The sequence below is a fragment of the Rathayibacter sp. VKM Ac-2927 genome (genome assembly GCF_022815525.1).
Lineage (GTDB): Bacteria > Actinomycetota > Actinomycetes > Actinomycetales > Microbacteriaceae > Rathayibacter > Rathayibacter festucae.
In genome coordinates this window covers 661758-676923 of record NZ_JALGRT010000002.1, presented here as the reverse complement: position 1 = coordinate 676923, position 15166 = coordinate 661758, and the positions used below count along the sequence as shown (strand labels likewise).

The window sequence follows — 15166 nt, the reverse complement described above, 5'->3', positions numbered from 1 at the left end:
GGGGTTGCCACCTTTATGGCGTGAAGTAGGCAATCAGGCGCCCGACGAGAGTGACGGTACTGATGCCCAGTAGTGGCGGGCGTTGTGTCGAAACGGGCAGGTCGGCGACGAGAACGGGCCGGTCGCGGGATCGATCGTTCGGTGTTCCGCAGGGAGCGATCACCCGGCGAGTGAGAACGACCCGAACCCGACCAGGTGGGCGGATTCGGGCCGTCGTGGCTCGTCGGCGGCGTCGACTCCGACAGCGAGCGGTCAGTGGGCCGAGCGGTTGCGCCGGCGAAGACGCCCGACGAGCACGCCGAGCGCGCCGAGGGCGGTGAGGATCCCAGCGGAGGAGAGCGCGCCGGCCGCGTCGGACCCGGTCTCCGCGAGGCGGTTCTTCGACGCCTCGGCGGCGTTCGAGCTCTTCGTGATGGAGCCCGTCGTGGCGGAGGCTGGGGGAGCGACGATCGCCGGAGTGGCCGGTGAGGGCTCCTGTGCTGGGGTGGGCGCCGGCGGGGTGGGCGTGGGCGTCGGGGTGGGCGTCGAGAGGGTGAGCCGGGCGGTGACGGGTGCGCTGACCTCGTCCTCGGTGAGGGTGAATCCGGCGACGATGTCGTCGAGCACGGTGTAGCCGTTGGTGAGGTCGGCCTGGGTGAGTTCGGTCGTGGAGGTCAGCTCGTTGGTCTCGCCGGGCTGCAGGTCGAAGAAGTCCTCGGCGGTCCTGCTGGTGATGTCGTAGATGGTGTCGGCGCGGGTGTTGGTGACCGTGATGGTCCATTCGACCTCGGTGCCGACCGCGGGCTTCTCGCCGGGCTCGAGGACGAGCTCGCCGCGGGCCGACACCTCCAGCGCGCCTTGGGGGGCTGGGGTGGGCGCCGGAGGTGTCGGGATCGGAGTCGGGATGGGCGCTGGCGGGGTGGGAGTGGGCGTCGGAGTCGGTGGGGTCGGGGTCGGTGGGGTCGGGGTCGGCAGGGCGAGTCTGCCGGTCACGTCGACGCTGATGAACTCGCCGTACTCGGTGTCGCCGCCCGCGAACGTCGTGAGCACGGCGGCGCGGGCGTCGAGGTCCTTCTGTCCGAGGGTCGTGCTCAGCGTCAGTTCCCTGGTCTGGCCAGGCGCGAGATCGACCTCGTCGCCCGTCTCCCCGACGGAGACGTCGTAGAGGGCGACGTCGCCGGTGTCGGTGACCGTGATGGTCCACTTCACCTCGGTGCCGACCTTCGGCTTCTCGCCGGGCTTGAGGACGAGCTCGCCGCGGGCGGTCGCTTTCAGTGAGGGGTGCTGCTCCGGTGTCGGGGTGGGCGCCGGTGTCGTCGGAGTGGGTGCCGGCGTGGTCGGAGTCGGTACCGGCGTGATCGGAGCCGGAGTCGGGCTGGGGAGGGCGAGTCGGCCGCGGACGCGCGCGTAGACCGAGACGCCGTCAGGTGTCCTCGCGCCGGTGAACTCGTCGAAGACGGCGGAGCCTTCAGCGAGTTGCTTCTGGTTGAGGGTGGTCGACGAGGTCAGCTCGAGGGCCTCGCCGGGTTCCAGATGGCGGCCGGGTCCGACGATCGTTCGGGCGACGTCGTCGAGGGGGACGTCGCCGGTGTTGGTGACCGTGATGGTCCACTTCACCTGGGTGCCGACCGCCGGCTTCTCGCCGGGCTTGAGGACGAGCTCGCCGCGCGCGGTCGCGCTGAAAGCGGCGCCCTTCGCGGTCACGCTCGCGGTGGGCGTCGGGGAGGCTGTCGGCACCACGGCGGCGTGGGCGGCCGAGGCGGTGCCGAGGAGTCCGACGGTCAGGGCGAGGGAGGCGGCGACGGTGAGCGGGGTGCCGGCGCAGCGGCGCGGGCGGAGGGAGTCGGGACGTCGTTGCACGGAGGCTCCTCAGAGGTGGGGTGGAAGGCGGGACGACGAATGCTCGCATCGCGCCGCATCGGTCGTCGAACATCTGGCAGACGAGAGAACATCTGGCGTCCGGAGCGCAGGCTGACGCGGGGCGACCGTCTGGCGCAGGTCGTGTTCCTCGGCCAGGGCGTCCGGCTGCTGGAAGCCAGCGCCAGGTGCAGGTCGACGCGGTCGACCGTCACGGAGGGAGCGATCACTCGGGAACGTGGAACGGCCCGAGCTCGCCGGGAGGGCGGGCCCGGGCCGTCGTGGATCACCGGCGGTGTCGAGGGGCATCGACTCCGCCGGCGATCGGTCAGTCGGCCGTGCTGTGGCGTCGGCGGCGACGGCCGAGGAGCACGCCGAGCGCGCCGAGGGCGGTGAGGATCCCGGCGGCGGGCAGTGCGCTCGCCGCGTCGTACCCGGTCGAGGCGAGGCGGCGCTGGGCCGTGTCCGTTGCGGACGAGACCTTCGCGGTCGAGCCGGTCGAGCCCGGGGTCACGGGCACGACGGCGGCCGATGTGCTGGGAGAGGGGGTGGGCGTCGGGACGACCGGGGTGGGCGCAGGTGTGGTCGGGGTCGGGGTGGGTGCGGGCGGGGTCGGGGTGGGTGCCGGAGGCGTGGGCGTGGGAGTGGGAGTGGGGGTGGGAGGCGTCGGCGTGGGGGTCGGCGTCGGCGGCATCGGGGCGGCGAAGGTGAGCTTGCTCTCGAGGAGGGTGATGGCTTCGGTGCCGGCGGGTGTCTTGCCGGTGATGAGGGCGTCGAGGAGGGTGTAGCCGTTCGTGAGGTCCTCCTGGCTGAGCGTGGTCGTCAGTTTCAGGTCTCCGGTCTGGCCGGGGTCGAGGTCGATGAGGTCGCCGGTGTCGTCGGCGGTGATGTCCTGGACGCGGACGTCACTGGTGTTGGTGACCGTGATGGTCCACCGCACCGGGGTGCCGACCTTCGGGGTCTCGCCCCGCTTGAGGACGACTTCACCGTCCGCCGTCGCCCTCAGCGTCGGGTCCTCGGCCGGGGTCGGCGCCGGTGAAGGTGCAGGTGTCGTCGGGGTGGGTGCGGGTGTCGTCGGGGTCGGTGACGGAGTGGGCGGAGTCGGTGCGGGGGTCGGTATCGGGCTAGGGAGGGCGATTCGGCCGTCGACGCGTGTGCGGGCCACGGTGCCGTCAGGTGCTAGTCCGGCGACGAACTTCGCGATGTGGGCGAAGCCGTCCGAGAGTTCCCACTCATCAAGGGTGGTCGACCAGGTCACCTCGCGGGCCTGGCCGGGTTCCAGATGGAGGCCGGGTTGAACGAGATTATCGCCGACTTCGTCGAGGGGGACGTCGCCGGTGTTGGTGAGGGTGACGGTCCACCTCACCGGGGTGCCGACCGTCGGCGTCTCGCCGGGCTTGAGAACGAGCTCGCCGCGCGCGGTCGCGCTCAGGGAGGCGCCCCGCGCGGGTGTCGGGGCCGGTGCCGGCGTGGTCGGAGTGGGTGCCGGCGTCGTCGGAGTGGGTGCCGGCGTGGTCGGAGTCGGCGCGGGTGTGGGTGTGGGGAGGTCGAAGCGGGCCGTGACGAGAGTGGTGATCTCGGTGCCGGTGGGGGTGAGTGCGGTGGCGTGGGTGGTCATGAGGGCGTAGCCGTCGCTGAGTATGCTCCTGGTGAGGAGGTCCTGCTCGATGAAGTCGTGCTTCTCGCCGGGCTTGAGGGTGATCACTCCTTCGCTGAGGTCGGTGGTGACATCGTCGAGGGGGACGGCGCCGGTGTTGGTGACCGTGATGGTCCACCTGAGCGGGGTGCCGGAGGCCGGCTTCTCGCCGGGCTTGAGGACGAGCTCGCCGCGGGCGGTGGCCGTCAAGGCGGCGGCGTTGACGGTCGCGCTGGCGGTGGGGGTCGGGGAGGCCGGAGGCGCCTCGGCGGCGTGGGCGGCCGTGGCGGAGCCGAGGAGGCCGACGGTCAGGGCGAGGGAGGCGGCGACGGTGAACGGGGTGCCGGCGCAGCGGCGCGGGCGGAGGGAGTCGGGACGACGATGCACGGGGGCTCCTCTGGGATGGATGGACGGCGGGGACGACGAATGCTCGCATCCAGCTCCATCGACCGTCGAACATCTGGCACGCGAAAGGCGGTCTGGCGCCCACGGCGCACGCTGACGCGGGACGGTCGATTGGCGCGGGTCCTGTCGTCCGGCGGCGCTCGGCGCGTCAGAGGAAGCGGAGCGCCAGGTGCAGGTCGACGCGGTCGGCCATCGCGGAGAGGTCGCGGCCGGTCAGCGCCTCGATCCGCTGCATCCGGTAGCGGAGGGTGCTGGCGTGCAGGTGCAGGCGGTCGGCGGCCTGGCGCCAGGAGCCGCCGCTCTCGAGGAAGACGCGGAGGGTCTCGACCATGTCGCTGCGGTGCTCGTCGTCGTAGCGGACCAGCGGCCCGAGCACGGCGAGCGCGAAGGCCGCGCGGGTGCGCGGCGCGACCAGCTCGAGCAGGGCGTCGCTGGAGACGGGGACCGTGTGCTCGACGATCGAGACGGGCTCGTCCGAGGTCGCGCTGCGCGCGCGCTCGCGAGCGGCGAGCAGTGAGACGCCCAGCTGCGACACGGCACGGGAGGGGTCGCCCACGCCGATCGCGATCCGGCGCTCGTGCAGGAGCCACGGCGCCGCCTCCACGGCGGAGCGCAGCGCGGGGCCGGGGGTCGCCGTCCCGTCCGCGGGATCGCCGAGCAGCAGCACGGCGGCGCCGTCGAGCACCGCGCCCAGTGCCAGTGCGTGCTCGCGCTCGGCGGCCGCGCGCAGCGGCTCCAGCAGCGCCTCCGGGGGCAGCGACGGATCGTCGGTTCGCGCGACGACCACCCGGAGCGGCGCGCCCAGGCGGGAGCCGAGCAGCCGCAGCCGGACCGCGGTCTCGGACTCGGGCAGCTCGTCGTGCAGGAGCGCCCGGAGCAGGTCGAGCAGCGGCGCGGCCGACGCGCGCTCGCGCTGGCGAGCCAGGTCGAGTCGGCCCGCGACCGCACCGGCGAGCAGCTCGACGCCGTCCGCGGTCTCGTCCGACCAGCCACGCTGATCGCCGGTGACGACGAGAACGCCGAGCCGCTCGCCGGCGGCGGAGAAGAGGGCGCGGCGGGAGAGCGAGCGGCCGTGCTCGGTGACTTCCCAGCGGCTGTCGGGGGAGGACAGCGAGGCCTCCCAGGCGGCGCCGTAGTCGGCGGCCGTGGGCAGTCCGCCGGCGGAGGCGACCAGGGTGCCGGCCCGGTCGACGGCCCAGCTGCCGTGCGCGAACTCCTCGAAGAACGCGCGCAACGCCACCTGCACGCCCTCGCCCGAGGCGGGATCGGCGAGCAGGCGGCGCGCGAACCGGGCCTCGCGGCCGAGCGTGGGCAGGTCGGCCTGCGCGATCACTCCGGCGACCGTCTGCGCGATGGTCTTGAACGACACGTCCGGCGCGACGGTCAGCAGGGCGACGCCGTGTCGGCGGCAGACCTCGAGCATGCCGGGCGGCAGCGAGCCGACCGCGATCAGTCCGACGACGATCGCTACGACACCGCGATCGGCGACGCCGCCGACGAAGCGCTCGACGCTCTCCCGGCCCGAGGTCCAGAGCGCGCTGGTCAGCACCACGTCGCCGGGGGAGAGGAAGCGGCCTGGATCCGGCAGGTCGATCGTGTAGGTGCCCGAGATCGCGCGAGCCAGCTGCACGTCGTCGCCGCCGACCAGGGTGAGCTGCAGCTCCGGGTGGCCGAGCAGCTCGCGGACGTTCACCCAGGTCTCCTCGTTCGTGCGGCGGTCGCTCTCAGACTAGGCGGCGGGCCGAGGGGCCGGCGACGGTCCGCCGGTGCCGGCCGGGTGGATCTGCGGACTCGGCTTCTGGGGGTGGGGGATCTCGATACGCCCGCTGCGCGGGCTACTCGATCAGCATGGGTGGGCGACCACCTTGCTGGATCAGCATGGGTGGGCGACCACTTCGTTGGCCGGTGACCCGCCCCCGCTCAGCGGATGCCGCTGCGGGCGAAGCCCTGGACGAAGTAGCGCTGGAAGGCGAGGAACAGCAGCACCATCGGCAGCACCGAGATCAGCGCGAGCGCCATGCTCGCGGAGTAGTCCGGCGTCGACTGGCCCTTGAGGTAGAGCAGGCCGATCGGCAGGGTGAACAGCTCGTTGTCCTTCAGTGCGATCAGCGGCCAGGCGAAGTCGTTCCAGCTGCCCAGCAGCGTCAGCAGGATGAGCACCGCGATCAACGGCTTGCTCAGCGGCAGGACGATCTGCAGGAACACGCGCAGGTGGCCGGCCCCGTCGATCCGCGCGGCCTCGATCAGCTCCTCCGGGATGGAGAGGAAGAACTGCCGGGCGAGGAAGATGCCGAAGGCCGCCGCCGCTCCGGGCAGGATCACCGACCAGTAGGTGCCGTAGATCTGCAGCCCGGTGACGAGCTTGAACTGGGCGACCATGATCGCCTGCACCGGGATCATCATCGTCGCGAGCGCCAGCAGGAACAGCAGGTTGCGGCCCGGGAAGCGCAGCCGCGCGAAGCCCCAGCCCGCCAGCAGGTTGAGCACCACGGTGAACGCGGTGACGAACGCGCCGATCACGACGGAGTTCACGAACCACTCGCCGACCGGGAAGCGGGCGAAGACGGTCGCGAAGTTCTCCAGCGAGATCTCGCTCGGCCAGAACTGCGGCGGGCCGGGCGAGAAGACCTCGCCGCGCGGCGAGAACGCGATGACGAGCATCCAGTAGAGGGGGAAGAAGACGATCGCCGAGGCGATCACCGCGACGACGATGCGGACGACGAGTCCGGTGCGGGAGCCGTCGCGGGTGGAGCGGCGGCGCTTCGGCGCGTCGCGGACGCTCGCGGCCGCGACGGCGGCGGGCGTGGTGAGGGTGGAGGACGTCACAGGAGGCTCCTATTCGACGAGGTCGCGGGTGCGGCTCGTGCGCCACTGCAGGTAGGTGAAGGCGAGGGAGACGAGCAGGATGACGACGCCGAGCGCGGCGCCGTAGCCCTGCTCGCGCACCTGGAAGCCGTTGCGGTAGGCGTAGGTGCCGAGCACGGAGGTGGAGAAGCCGGGCCCGCCGCCGGTCATCACGAAGACGATGTCGAAGACCTGGAACGAGGCGATCACGTTCATGATCAGCAGGAAGAACGTCGACGGGCCGACCAGCGGCACCGTCAGCGAGCGGAACTGCTGCCAGCGGGTGGCCCCGTCGATCCGCGCCGCCTCGTAGAGCTCGGGCGAGACGCCCTGCAGACCGGCGATGTAGATCACCATGTTGAAGCCGACCCGCAGCCAGACCGCGGTGAGCATCACCGAGATCATCGCCGCGGTGCCGTCGGACTGCCAGGAGACCGGCGAGGCCCCGAGCGAGGACAGCACCTTGTTGACGATGCCGGAGGACTCGCTGAAGATCGTGACCGCGATGATGCCGGAGGCGACTCCGGAGATGACCAGCGGCAGCACGATGATCGTGCGGAAGATCCCGCGGGCCGGCAGCACCGAGTTGAGCAGCACCGCCAGCCCGAGGCCGCCGAGCAGCTCCAGCGGGACCGTCACCGCGGTGAAGATCAGCGTGTTGCCCAGGCTCTGCCAGAAGACCGGGTCCGCGCCCATCCGGGCGTAGTTGGCGAGGCCGACCCACTCCGGGGTGCCGAAGCCGCGCGACTCCTGGAACGACAGCTGGATCGCCCAGAGGATCGGCACGAACAGGAACAGCGCCATCAGCAGCAGGTTCGGGCCGACGAAGCCGAAGCCCGCGAGCGCCTCGCGGGTGCGGGCGGTGCGGCGCCGGCGCGGCGGCGACCCGCGGAGGGGGACGGCGGTCATCAGCTCGTGGCCTGCGCGATCGCGTCGCTCAGGCCGGTCAGCGTCTCCTCGGTGCTGCGTCCGCCGACGAACGCCTCCTCGAGCTGGTCCTGCATCGCGACCGAGATCTGCGCGAGGAAGGGGGAGGTGAGCTGCTGCACGTCGCGCGGGGTGATCGTGGCGGCCTGCTCGACGAAGACGGGCATCACGTCGGCGCGGACCGCGAAGTCGATCGAGGCGGGGTCGATGTCGGTGCGGGTCGGCAGCTCGTTGGTGGCGGCGCAGAACTCGGCCATGTTCTCGGCCTCGGTCATGAAGGAGAGGAACTCGGCCGCCAGGTCTGGGTTGTCGGTCTCGGCGGTGGCGACGAGGGCGTTGCCGCCGAGGTCGGTCGCGCCGCGGGCGTCGACGGGCATCGGGGTGGCGGTCCACTCGAAGTCGGCGAGGTTGTCGACGTCCGGCACGAGGAAGGAGCCGACGAAGGACATCGCGACGCTCTGCTCGGTGAAGAAGGAGTCGGCGTAGGTGGCGGACTTGACCGAGCTGGTCGGCGGGACCCAGTCGTTCTCGAAGAAGCTCTTGGTGAAGTCGAGGGCCTTGGCGCCGGCCTCGGAGTCGATAGCGGGCGTGGTGCCGTCCTCCTCGAGCAGGGCGCCGTCGGCCTCGAACAGCCAGCTCAGCCAGCGCGGGGTGCCGCCGAGCTGCCAGTTGGCGGCGAACGGGTACTGCTCGGCGGGGAGCGAGGCGCGCAGCTTGGTCGAGACGTCGGCGAACTCCTCCCAGGTCCAGGCGTCGGCGGCCGTGGTGGGGATGTCGGTGACGCCCGCGGCGGCGAGCAGCTCGGTGTTGACGAGCAGGGCCGAGACGTCGGTCTGGTGCGGGACGCCGTAGGGGGTGCCCTCGAACGACACGGCCTCCTGGAAGGCGGGGGTGAAGGAGTCGAACTCGTCGATGCGGTCGGTCAGGTCGAGCAGCTGGCCCTGGCTGGAGTAGACGCCGAGGTTGCCGTAGTCGACGCGGAAGACGTCGGGTGCCTCGCCCGAGCTGAGCTGCGCGTCGATGTTGCTGAACATCTGGTCGTAGGGGACGACGTTGAGCTCGACGCTCGCGCCGTCGTTCGCGGCCTCGAAGTCGGTGATCAGCGACTCGAAGGCCGCCTGCTCCGACTCGCTGGCCCAGGTGGTGAAGGTGATGGAGTCGCCGTCGGCCGAGGAGCCGCCGCCGCCGCCGAAGCCGCTGCAGGCGGTGAGGGCGAGGGTGGAGACCGCGAGGGCGGCGAGGGGGAGGAGTCGTCTGCGCATGAGGGGCGGTTCCTTACTTCTGCGGGTGCTGTGCGGGTGCGGTGGGAGGAGTGCGGTGCTGCGGAGTGCGATGCGGCGGGGTGGGATGCTGCGGGGTGGGTCTAGGCGGCCGGCTGCCCGAGCCGGTCGAGGGCGGTCTCGACGAGCGAGACCAGGCCGTGCGGGCCGAGCTGGCCCTCGAGGAGCGCTCGCCGCTCCTCCTCCTCGGCCGTCGTCCGAGCCGGAGCGAGCGAGCGGAGGACGGTGGTCGCGACGTCCTCGACCGCGCGGACGCAGCCGAAGCGGGCGATCCGCTCGTCGTCGATCAGGGTCTCGCCGTAGCCGGCCCGGAAGGCGCGGCGCTGGGCGTCGGTGATCGGGCGGGCGAAGATCACGCCCAGCTCGACCAGGAGCAGGTCGACCTCGCGCGGCGCGACGGTGGCCTCGTCGAAGTCGATCAGCCAGGGGCTGCCGTGCGCGTCGATCACGACATTGCCGGGGTGCGGGTCGCCGTGCACGGGGACGCGGGCGGTCGGCGTGCGGGAGCGCTTGAGGCGCCGCTCGGCGCGGGCGAGGGCGTGCAGGCGGTCGCGGAGCTCGGGGGCCAGGTGCTCGTCGACCTCGGCGAGCAGCGCGGCGGGCGGGCGCTGGGCGCGGCGGATCCCGCGGCGCGGCGGGACGGTGCCGGCGGGCGGGGCGGAGTCGTGCACCCCGCGCAGCACCGCGCCGAACTCCTCCCAGGGCAGCGCGTCCTCGCCGGAGTCGACCGCGTCGTCGCCGACGATCCAGGGGGCGAGCGAGACGAGGAGGTCGGAGTCCTCGGCCCAGGGGCGGCCGTCGCGGGCGCGGGTGGGTGCGGCGATGCCGGGCGCCCGCGCGTCGCCGAGGGCGGAGGCGAGGGCGAGGCCGAAGCGGCCGTCGCGGCGGGAGGCCTTGACGCTCCACGGGGCGCCGGCGTCGTCGATTGCGAACCAGACCTGAGCGCCGTGGTCGAGGCCGCCGATGATCGGCAGGAAGTCGACCAGGCGGACGCCGAAGTCGCGCTCGACGACGGTCCGCGCCCAGGCGCTGCGCTCGTCGATCGTGTCCATCCCGCCCATCGTCGCGCGGGAGGCGTCCCCTGAACACGTACTTGCGCATTCGCCGGATGTGCTGTGCGAGTTCTCACGCGCGGACGCTTCATGCTGGTCGAGTAGCCCCGCAGGGGCGTATCGAGACCCTCGGTGGCCAGCAGGGCGGGTCTGCAGACTCGACTTTTGGCGGTGGTGGATCTCGATACGCCCGCTGCGCGGGCTACTCGATCAGCAGGGGGGTCCCACGCCGCAGGGGGATCTTCTCAGCCGGCTGGCAGGATCACGCGGAAGCGCGCGCCGGCGGCGCCGGGCAGGCAGACGAGGTCGCCGCCGAGGGCGCGCGCGAGGCCGCGGGCGATGGGCAGGCCGAGGCCCGAGCCGCCGTCCGCGCGATTGCGGGCGTCGTCGAGGCGGACGAGCCGGTCGAAGACGCGGTCGCGGTCGGCCTCGGGGACGCCGGGGCCGTCGTCGTCGACCGTCACCGTGACGCGGCCGTCGGTGTGCGCGAGCGTGACGTCGATCCGGGAGCGGGCGAAGCGGGCGGCGTTCTCGAGCAGGTTGCCGACGATCTGGCCGAGCCGGTCGGCGTCGGCGTGCACGGGCGGCGCCGCGGGGTCGCGGTGCAGGACGATCTCGGGGCCGGAGTCGCGCAGCAGCTGCCGCTCGATCGCGGCGGCCGCCACCGCGCCGGCGTCCAGCGGCCGGGCGTCGAGGGCGAGCCCCTCGTCGAGCCGCGCCATCAGCAGCATGTCCTGGATGAGCCGCCCGGCCCGCAGCGATTCGCGGACCACGTGCACCGACAGCCGCTCGCGCTCCTCCTCGGTGCCGTCGGCGCGGACCAGCGCGTCGGCCGCGGCCTGGATGCCGGCGACCGGGGTGCGCAGCTCGTGCGCGGCGTCCGAGACGAAGGCGCGCATCCGGCGCTCGGCGGCCAGTGCCGACTGCTCGGCCTGCTCGAGGTCGTCGAGCATCTCGTCGAACGCCGTGGCCGTGCGGCCGAGCTCGGTGCCGGGCCGCGAGGGGCGCAGGCGCCGGCCGCGATCGCCGTGAGCGATCGAGCGGGCGACGGTCGTCATCCGCTCGAGCGGGCGCAGGGTCGCGCGGACCACCAGGACGAGGGCGCCGGCGGCGAGCAGGAGGAACACGGCCGAGGCGCCGAGCAGGATCCCGTTCAGCGACGCGAGGGTCGAGCCGACCGAGCCCGCCTCGCTACTGAGGGTCAGCACCGTGCCGTCGCTGAGGACGGACTGCAGGGTGATCAGGCCGTCGTCGCCGGAGACGCTGCTCGAGGCGACGGTGACGGTGGCGTCGCGGGGCGTGGGCACGGCGGCACTGGTGCTCCCGGGCGGGCTCGGCGGCTCGCCCAGCTGGTCCGCCGCTCCCGGTCCCTGGCGCAGCTGCTCGGGGCTCGGGCCGGCGACCACCTCCTCGCCGTCGGGGCTCTGGATCCGCACCGCGACGCCCTGCGCGGAGAGCCGCGAGGCGAGCTCGTCGTCGGCGATCGTGCCGACGAGGGCGGCGGCCGCGGAGGCGCGGTCGGCCAGGCGCTCCTCGATCTGGTCGCGGAGGCGCTCGCCGAGCACGACCTGCACCGTCGCGGACAGCGCCAGCAGCAGCACCGCCAGCAGGGCGAGCACGGCGAGCACGGTGCGCAGGCGCAGGGAGCCGGTGCGCAGCGGGGCGGAGGCGGGGCGCGCGGCGTCGGTGCCTGCGGCGGGGGCGCCTGCCGGGACGCTCATGCCTCCACCCGGTAGCCGAGCCCGCGGACGGTGTGGATGAGGCGGTCGCCGTGCGCCTCCATCTTCTTGCGGAGCGAGCTGAGGTGCACCTCGACGAGGTTGGGGTCGACGTGGTCGTAGCCCCAGACCTGGGTGAGGATCTGCGTCTTGGTCAGCGTGCGGCCGCGGCTTCCCGCGAGGAAAGCGAGCAGCCGGAACTCGGTGGCGGTGAGGTCGAGGGGCTCGCCGCCGCGGCGGGCGCGTCCGGCGTCGGGGTCGACGACCAGGTCGCCGATCTCGATGATCGAGGGGACGCGACCGCGCCGGCGGAGCACCGCGGTGACCCGGGCGACCAGCTCGGCGAGGACGAACGGCTTGACCACGTAGTCGTCGACGCCCTCGTCGAAGCCGCGGAGCCGGTCGTCGACGGCGTCACGCGCGGTCAGCATGATCACGGCCGCATCGCTGGTGCGCCGGATCCGCTCGGCGAGCACGATGCCGCTCGGGCCGGGCAGCATCCAGTCGAGCACGACCAGGTCGGGCGCGAAGTCGGCGAGTTCGCGGGCGAGGTCCTCGCCGGTCGGCAGGGCGCGCACGGTGTAGCGCTCGCCGCGCAGGGCGGCCTCGACGGAGGAGCGGATGGCGTCGTCGTCCTCGACGAGGAGCACGCGGGCGGAGGGGAGCATGCTCCGACCGTAGGGGGCGCGGATCGGCGTCGACCGCCACTCGGCTGGGGAGCCTCTGTTCTTAAGGACCGCTTCAGATTCGGCTCGGAATCTGAAATGGAACCGGCCGCAACCGCTCCCGAACGGGAACGGCACCGGGCCGGACCGAGGAGACTCCCATGAGCAAGACCCCCGACAGCCGCACCCCCGGAACCCAGGGCTCGGGTACTGAGGGCCAGGGCTTCGGCCCGCGCCGCCCCCGGACCCGTGCGATCGCCCTCTGCATCGCCGCCGGCGCCCTCGGCTTCGCCGCGATCGGATCGACCGCCGCCTTCGCCGATTCCGCGCCCACCTCCGGCTCGACGAGCTCGAGCACGATCGAGACGACGCCGAGCGCGACGGCCAGTGCGACGCCGACCCCGGACTCCAGCGATGCGCCGACCCTCACCGGCCCGGCCTCGACCGGCCCGGCCGCCTGCGGACCCACGGGCGCCGGACTGCCGAAGCCCCCGGCGCCCGGTGCGGACGGGTCGATGCCGACCCCGCCGGCCGCGCCCGCCGACGGCGAGGCGCCGACCCCGCCCGCGGCTCCCGCTGACGGCGAGGCGCCCACGCCCCCCGTGGACGGCTTGATGCCGACCCCGCCGGCGGCTCCCGCTGATGGCGAGGCGCCGACGCCTCCCGCTGCCCCCGCTGACGGCGAGACCCCGACGCCTCCCGCGGCCCCTGCCGACGGCGAGGCGCTCACGCCGCCGGCCGCTCCCGCCGACGGCTCGATGCCGACCCCGCCGGCGGCTCCCGCTGACGGCGAGGCGCCCACGCCTCCCGCCGCGCCCACCGACGGCGCGACGGCGACCCCGCCCGCCGACGGAGTGCTCCCGACCCCGCCCACCGCGCCCGCGGACGGCGACGCCGTGACCCCGCCGACCCCGCCGGCCGCGCCCTCGGGCGACTGCGAGCTCCCGACGCCCCCGGCCGACGGCTCCGCCCCGACCCCGCCCGCGCCGCCGGCCGCCGGTGAGGCGCCCGCCGGTCCCGCACGCCCCGGCACCGGCCCTGCCGCCGGTGACGCTCCGGACGCCGGCGCGACCCCCTCCGCCCCGAGCGACACCGCCACCCCCGAGGAGTCGGACGCCCCCTCCGGCAGCTGACCCCCGGGCCGCACCTCCGGCACGCGGAACGACCTCCGGCTCGTCGGAATCCACGGATTCGACGAGCCGGAGGTGTTTCCGCGTGCCGGAGGTCCTGGGCGAGCGGGGCCGCGCATCCTGCTGATCGAGTTGCTCGCGCAGCGGGTCCTCCTTGCTGATCGAGTAGCCCGCGCAGCGGGCGTATCGAGATCCACCGGCACCAGAAGTGGGGTCTGCAGGCCAGCCCTGCTGGCGACGGCGGGTCTCGATACGCCGCGTGCCGCGGCTACTCGACCAGCATGGGGCCGCGCTGGTGCGCACTTCTCTGCTGAGTGAGCAGCCCGCGCGGCGGGTCCTCCATGCTGATCGAGTAGCCCGCGGAGCGGGCGTATCGAGATCCACCGGCACCAGAAGTGGAGTCTGCAGGCCAGCCGTGTCGACGACGGCGGGTCTCGATACGCCGCGTGCCGCGGCTACTCGACCAGCATGCGGGGGCCGTGTGCCGCGGCTACTCGACCAGCATGCGGGGGCCGCGTGCCGCGGCTACTCGACCAGCATGAAACGGGCCGGTCAGCGCGTCCAGTCGGGCTCAGGGCTTTGCTGCTGCAACTCGGCGGCGCGGGCGCGGGTGAGGTGCACGGAGTCGCGGACGCGGGTGGGCATCGGCACGAGGTGCTCGCCGGGCTCGCGGTCGTCGTCGAGGAGGAGGCGGACGGCGAGGGCGCCCATCTCCTCGAAGGGCGCGGCGGCGGTGGTGAGCATCGGGTGCAGGTACACCGCGATGTCGTCGTCGTCGAACGAGACGACCGAGACGTCGCGCCCCACCTGCAGGCCGGCCTCTCCCAGGGCGCGGTAGGCGCCAAAGGAGAGCCGGTCGTTCAAGCAGATCAGGGCGTGCGGCGTGACGCCTGCGGCGAGGAGGTCGCGGACCGCCTCGTAGCCGGCCTTCACCGACCACGGCCGGCAGGGCAGCTGGGCGATCGGGCGGACCCCGTGTGCGCCGAGCGACTCCCAGATCCCGTCGAGCCGGCGCTGCACGGCCAGGCTGAGCCACTCGTCGTCGGGCTGGTCGACGGAGCGGCCGACGATCACGACGCCCTCGGAGTGGCCGGCGTCGAGGAGCAGATCGACGACGTCGACCGCTCCCGCGCGCTCGTCGGCCAGCACGGCATCGGGTCGCGGCCCGCCGGGGGAGCCCTCGGGGTCGTCGGCGACGGCGTTCAGCATCACCACCGGCGTGCCGCCCACGCGGGCCGGCAGGCGGAGGGCATGCGGCCGGGTCGCGGCGTAGATGATGCCGTCGACCTGACGGTCGGTGAGGGCGTCGACGGCCTCGTCGAGGGCGTCCGCCTCGCCCTCGGTCTCGGCGATGAAGAGCACGTGGTTCTGCCGCTTCGCCTCGCGCAGCGCCCCGCGGATGAGCCCGCTCGCGAGCCGGTCGACGGTGACCTGCTCCGAGATGAAGCCAATGATCCGCGACTTCCGCGTGCTCAGCGCCCGGGCGGTGAGGTTCGGCCGGTAGCCGAGCTCGTCGGCCGCGGCCCGCACCCGCTTCGCCGCGTCCTCGGACAGGCGCGTGCCCTGCCGGTCGTTCAGCACGAGGGAGACGGCGGTCGTCGAGACGCCGGCCTTCCGCGCGACGTCGGCCATCGTCACTCGCTGCCGCGCCATCGCGCCCCCTCCGCCGTTCC

Annotated in this window: 11 protein-coding genes; 1 reads left to right on the top strand and 10 read right to left on the bottom strand. The window is 73.5% G+C overall.

What is annotated here, in order from left to right:
• Positions 1-252: 252 nt before the first annotated feature.
• From MT353_RS08300 to MT353_RS08260, 9 genes are all read right to left on the bottom strand, one after another.
• The gene (locus MT353_RS08300; protein ID WP_243624113.1) at positions 253-1839 is read right to left on the bottom strand and encodes a hypothetical protein; all 1587 of its coding nucleotides are present in this window, start codon (positions 1837-1839) and stop codon (positions 253-255) included.
• A gap of 325 nt (positions 1840-2164) precedes the next feature.
• Positions 2165-3859: an LPXTG cell wall anchor domain-containing protein gene (locus MT353_RS21920; RefSeq protein WP_243624111.1), complete on the bottom strand. Its 1695-nt coding sequence runs from the start codon at positions 3857-3859 to the stop codon at positions 2165-2167.
• A 166-nt stretch (positions 3860-4025) separates the two neighbouring features.
• Positions 4026-5570: a PucR family transcriptional regulator gene (locus MT353_RS08290; RefSeq protein ID WP_243624110.1), complete on the bottom strand. Its 1545-nt coding sequence runs from the start codon at positions 5568-5570 to the stop codon at positions 4026-4028.
• A 227-nt stretch (positions 5571-5797) separates the two neighbouring features.
• Positions 5798-6703 (bottom strand): carbohydrate ABC transporter permease, encoded by a 906-nt coding sequence (locus MT353_RS08285; protein ID WP_243624109.1) that lies wholly within the window; start codon positions 6701-6703, stop codon positions 5798-5800.
• A gap of 9 nt (positions 6704-6712) precedes the next feature.
• Complete coding sequence (locus MT353_RS08280; protein WP_243624107.1) at positions 6713-7630, bottom strand: carbohydrate ABC transporter permease; 918 nt, start codon at positions 7628-7630, stop codon at positions 6713-6715.
• Positions 7630-8910: a sugar ABC transporter substrate-binding protein gene (locus MT353_RS08275; RefSeq protein ID WP_243624105.1), complete on the bottom strand. Its 1281-nt coding sequence runs from the start codon at positions 8908-8910 to the stop codon at positions 7630-7632. The genes MT353_RS08280 and MT353_RS08275 overlap by 1 nt, the downstream gene beginning before the upstream one ends.
• A 101-nt stretch (positions 8911-9011) precedes the next feature.
• Positions 9012-9980 carry an aminoglycoside phosphotransferase family protein gene (locus tag MT353_RS08270; protein WP_243624104.1) on the bottom strand — a complete coding sequence of 323 codons (969 nt, stop codon included), beginning with the start codon at positions 9978-9980 and terminating at the stop codon, positions 9012-9014.
• Positions 9981-10225: 245 nt separating this feature from the next.
• Positions 10226-11701, bottom strand: coding sequence for a HAMP domain-containing sensor histidine kinase (locus MT353_RS08265; protein ID WP_243624103.1), 1476 nt, complete (start codon positions 11699-11701; stop codon positions 10226-10228).
• Complete coding sequence (locus tag MT353_RS08260; RefSeq protein WP_123446969.1) at positions 11698-12366, bottom strand: response regulator transcription factor; 669 nt, start codon at positions 12364-12366, stop codon at positions 11698-11700. The genes MT353_RS08265 and MT353_RS08260 overlap by 4 nt, the downstream gene beginning before the upstream one ends.
• Before the next feature lie 158 nt (positions 12367-12524).
• Here MT353_RS08260 and MT353_RS08255 point away from each other — a divergent pair, with 158 nt between their 5' ends.
• Positions 12525-13496 (top strand): hypothetical protein, encoded by a 972-nt coding sequence (locus tag MT353_RS08255; protein ID WP_243624101.1) that lies wholly within the window; start codon positions 12525-12527, stop codon positions 13494-13496.
• 549 nt (positions 13497-14045) lie between these two features.
• Here the strand turns inward: MT353_RS08255 and MT353_RS08250 are convergent.
• Entirely contained in the window at positions 14046-15146 is a 1101-nt protein-coding gene (locus MT353_RS08250; protein ID WP_243624099.1) for a LacI family DNA-binding transcriptional regulator, read from the bottom strand.
• Positions 15147-15166 lie beyond the last annotated feature (20 nt).

Excerpts from the sequence above, each read along its gene's own strand:
- MT353_RS08260 (WP_123446969.1), bottom strand. The coding sequence starts at position 12,366 with ATGCTCCCCTCCGCCCGCGTGCTCCTCGTCGAGGACGACGACGCCATC.
- MT353_RS08280 (WP_243624107.1), bottom strand. The coding sequence starts at position 7,630 with ATGACCGCCGTCCCCCTCCGCGGGTCGCCGCCGCGCCGGCGCCGCACC.
- MT353_RS08275 (WP_243624105.1), bottom strand. The coding sequence starts at position 8,910 with ATGCGCAGACGACTCCTCCCCCTCGCCGCCCTCGCGGTCTCCACCCTC.
- MT353_RS08250 (WP_243624099.1), bottom strand. The coding sequence starts at position 15,146 with ATGGCGCGGCAGCGAGTGACGATGGCCGACGTCGCGCGGAAGGCCGGC.
- MT353_RS08255 (WP_243624101.1), top strand. The coding sequence starts at position 12,525 with ATGAGCAAGACCCCCGACAGCCGCACCCCCGGAACCCAGGGCTCGGGT.
- MT353_RS08270 (WP_243624104.1), bottom strand. The coding sequence starts at position 9,980 with ATGGACACGATCGACGAGCGCAGCGCCTGGGCGCGGACCGTCGTCGAG.
- MT353_RS08265 (WP_243624103.1), bottom strand. The coding sequence starts at position 11,701 with ATGAGCGTCCCGGCAGGCGCCCCCGCCGCAGGCACCGACGCCGCGCGC.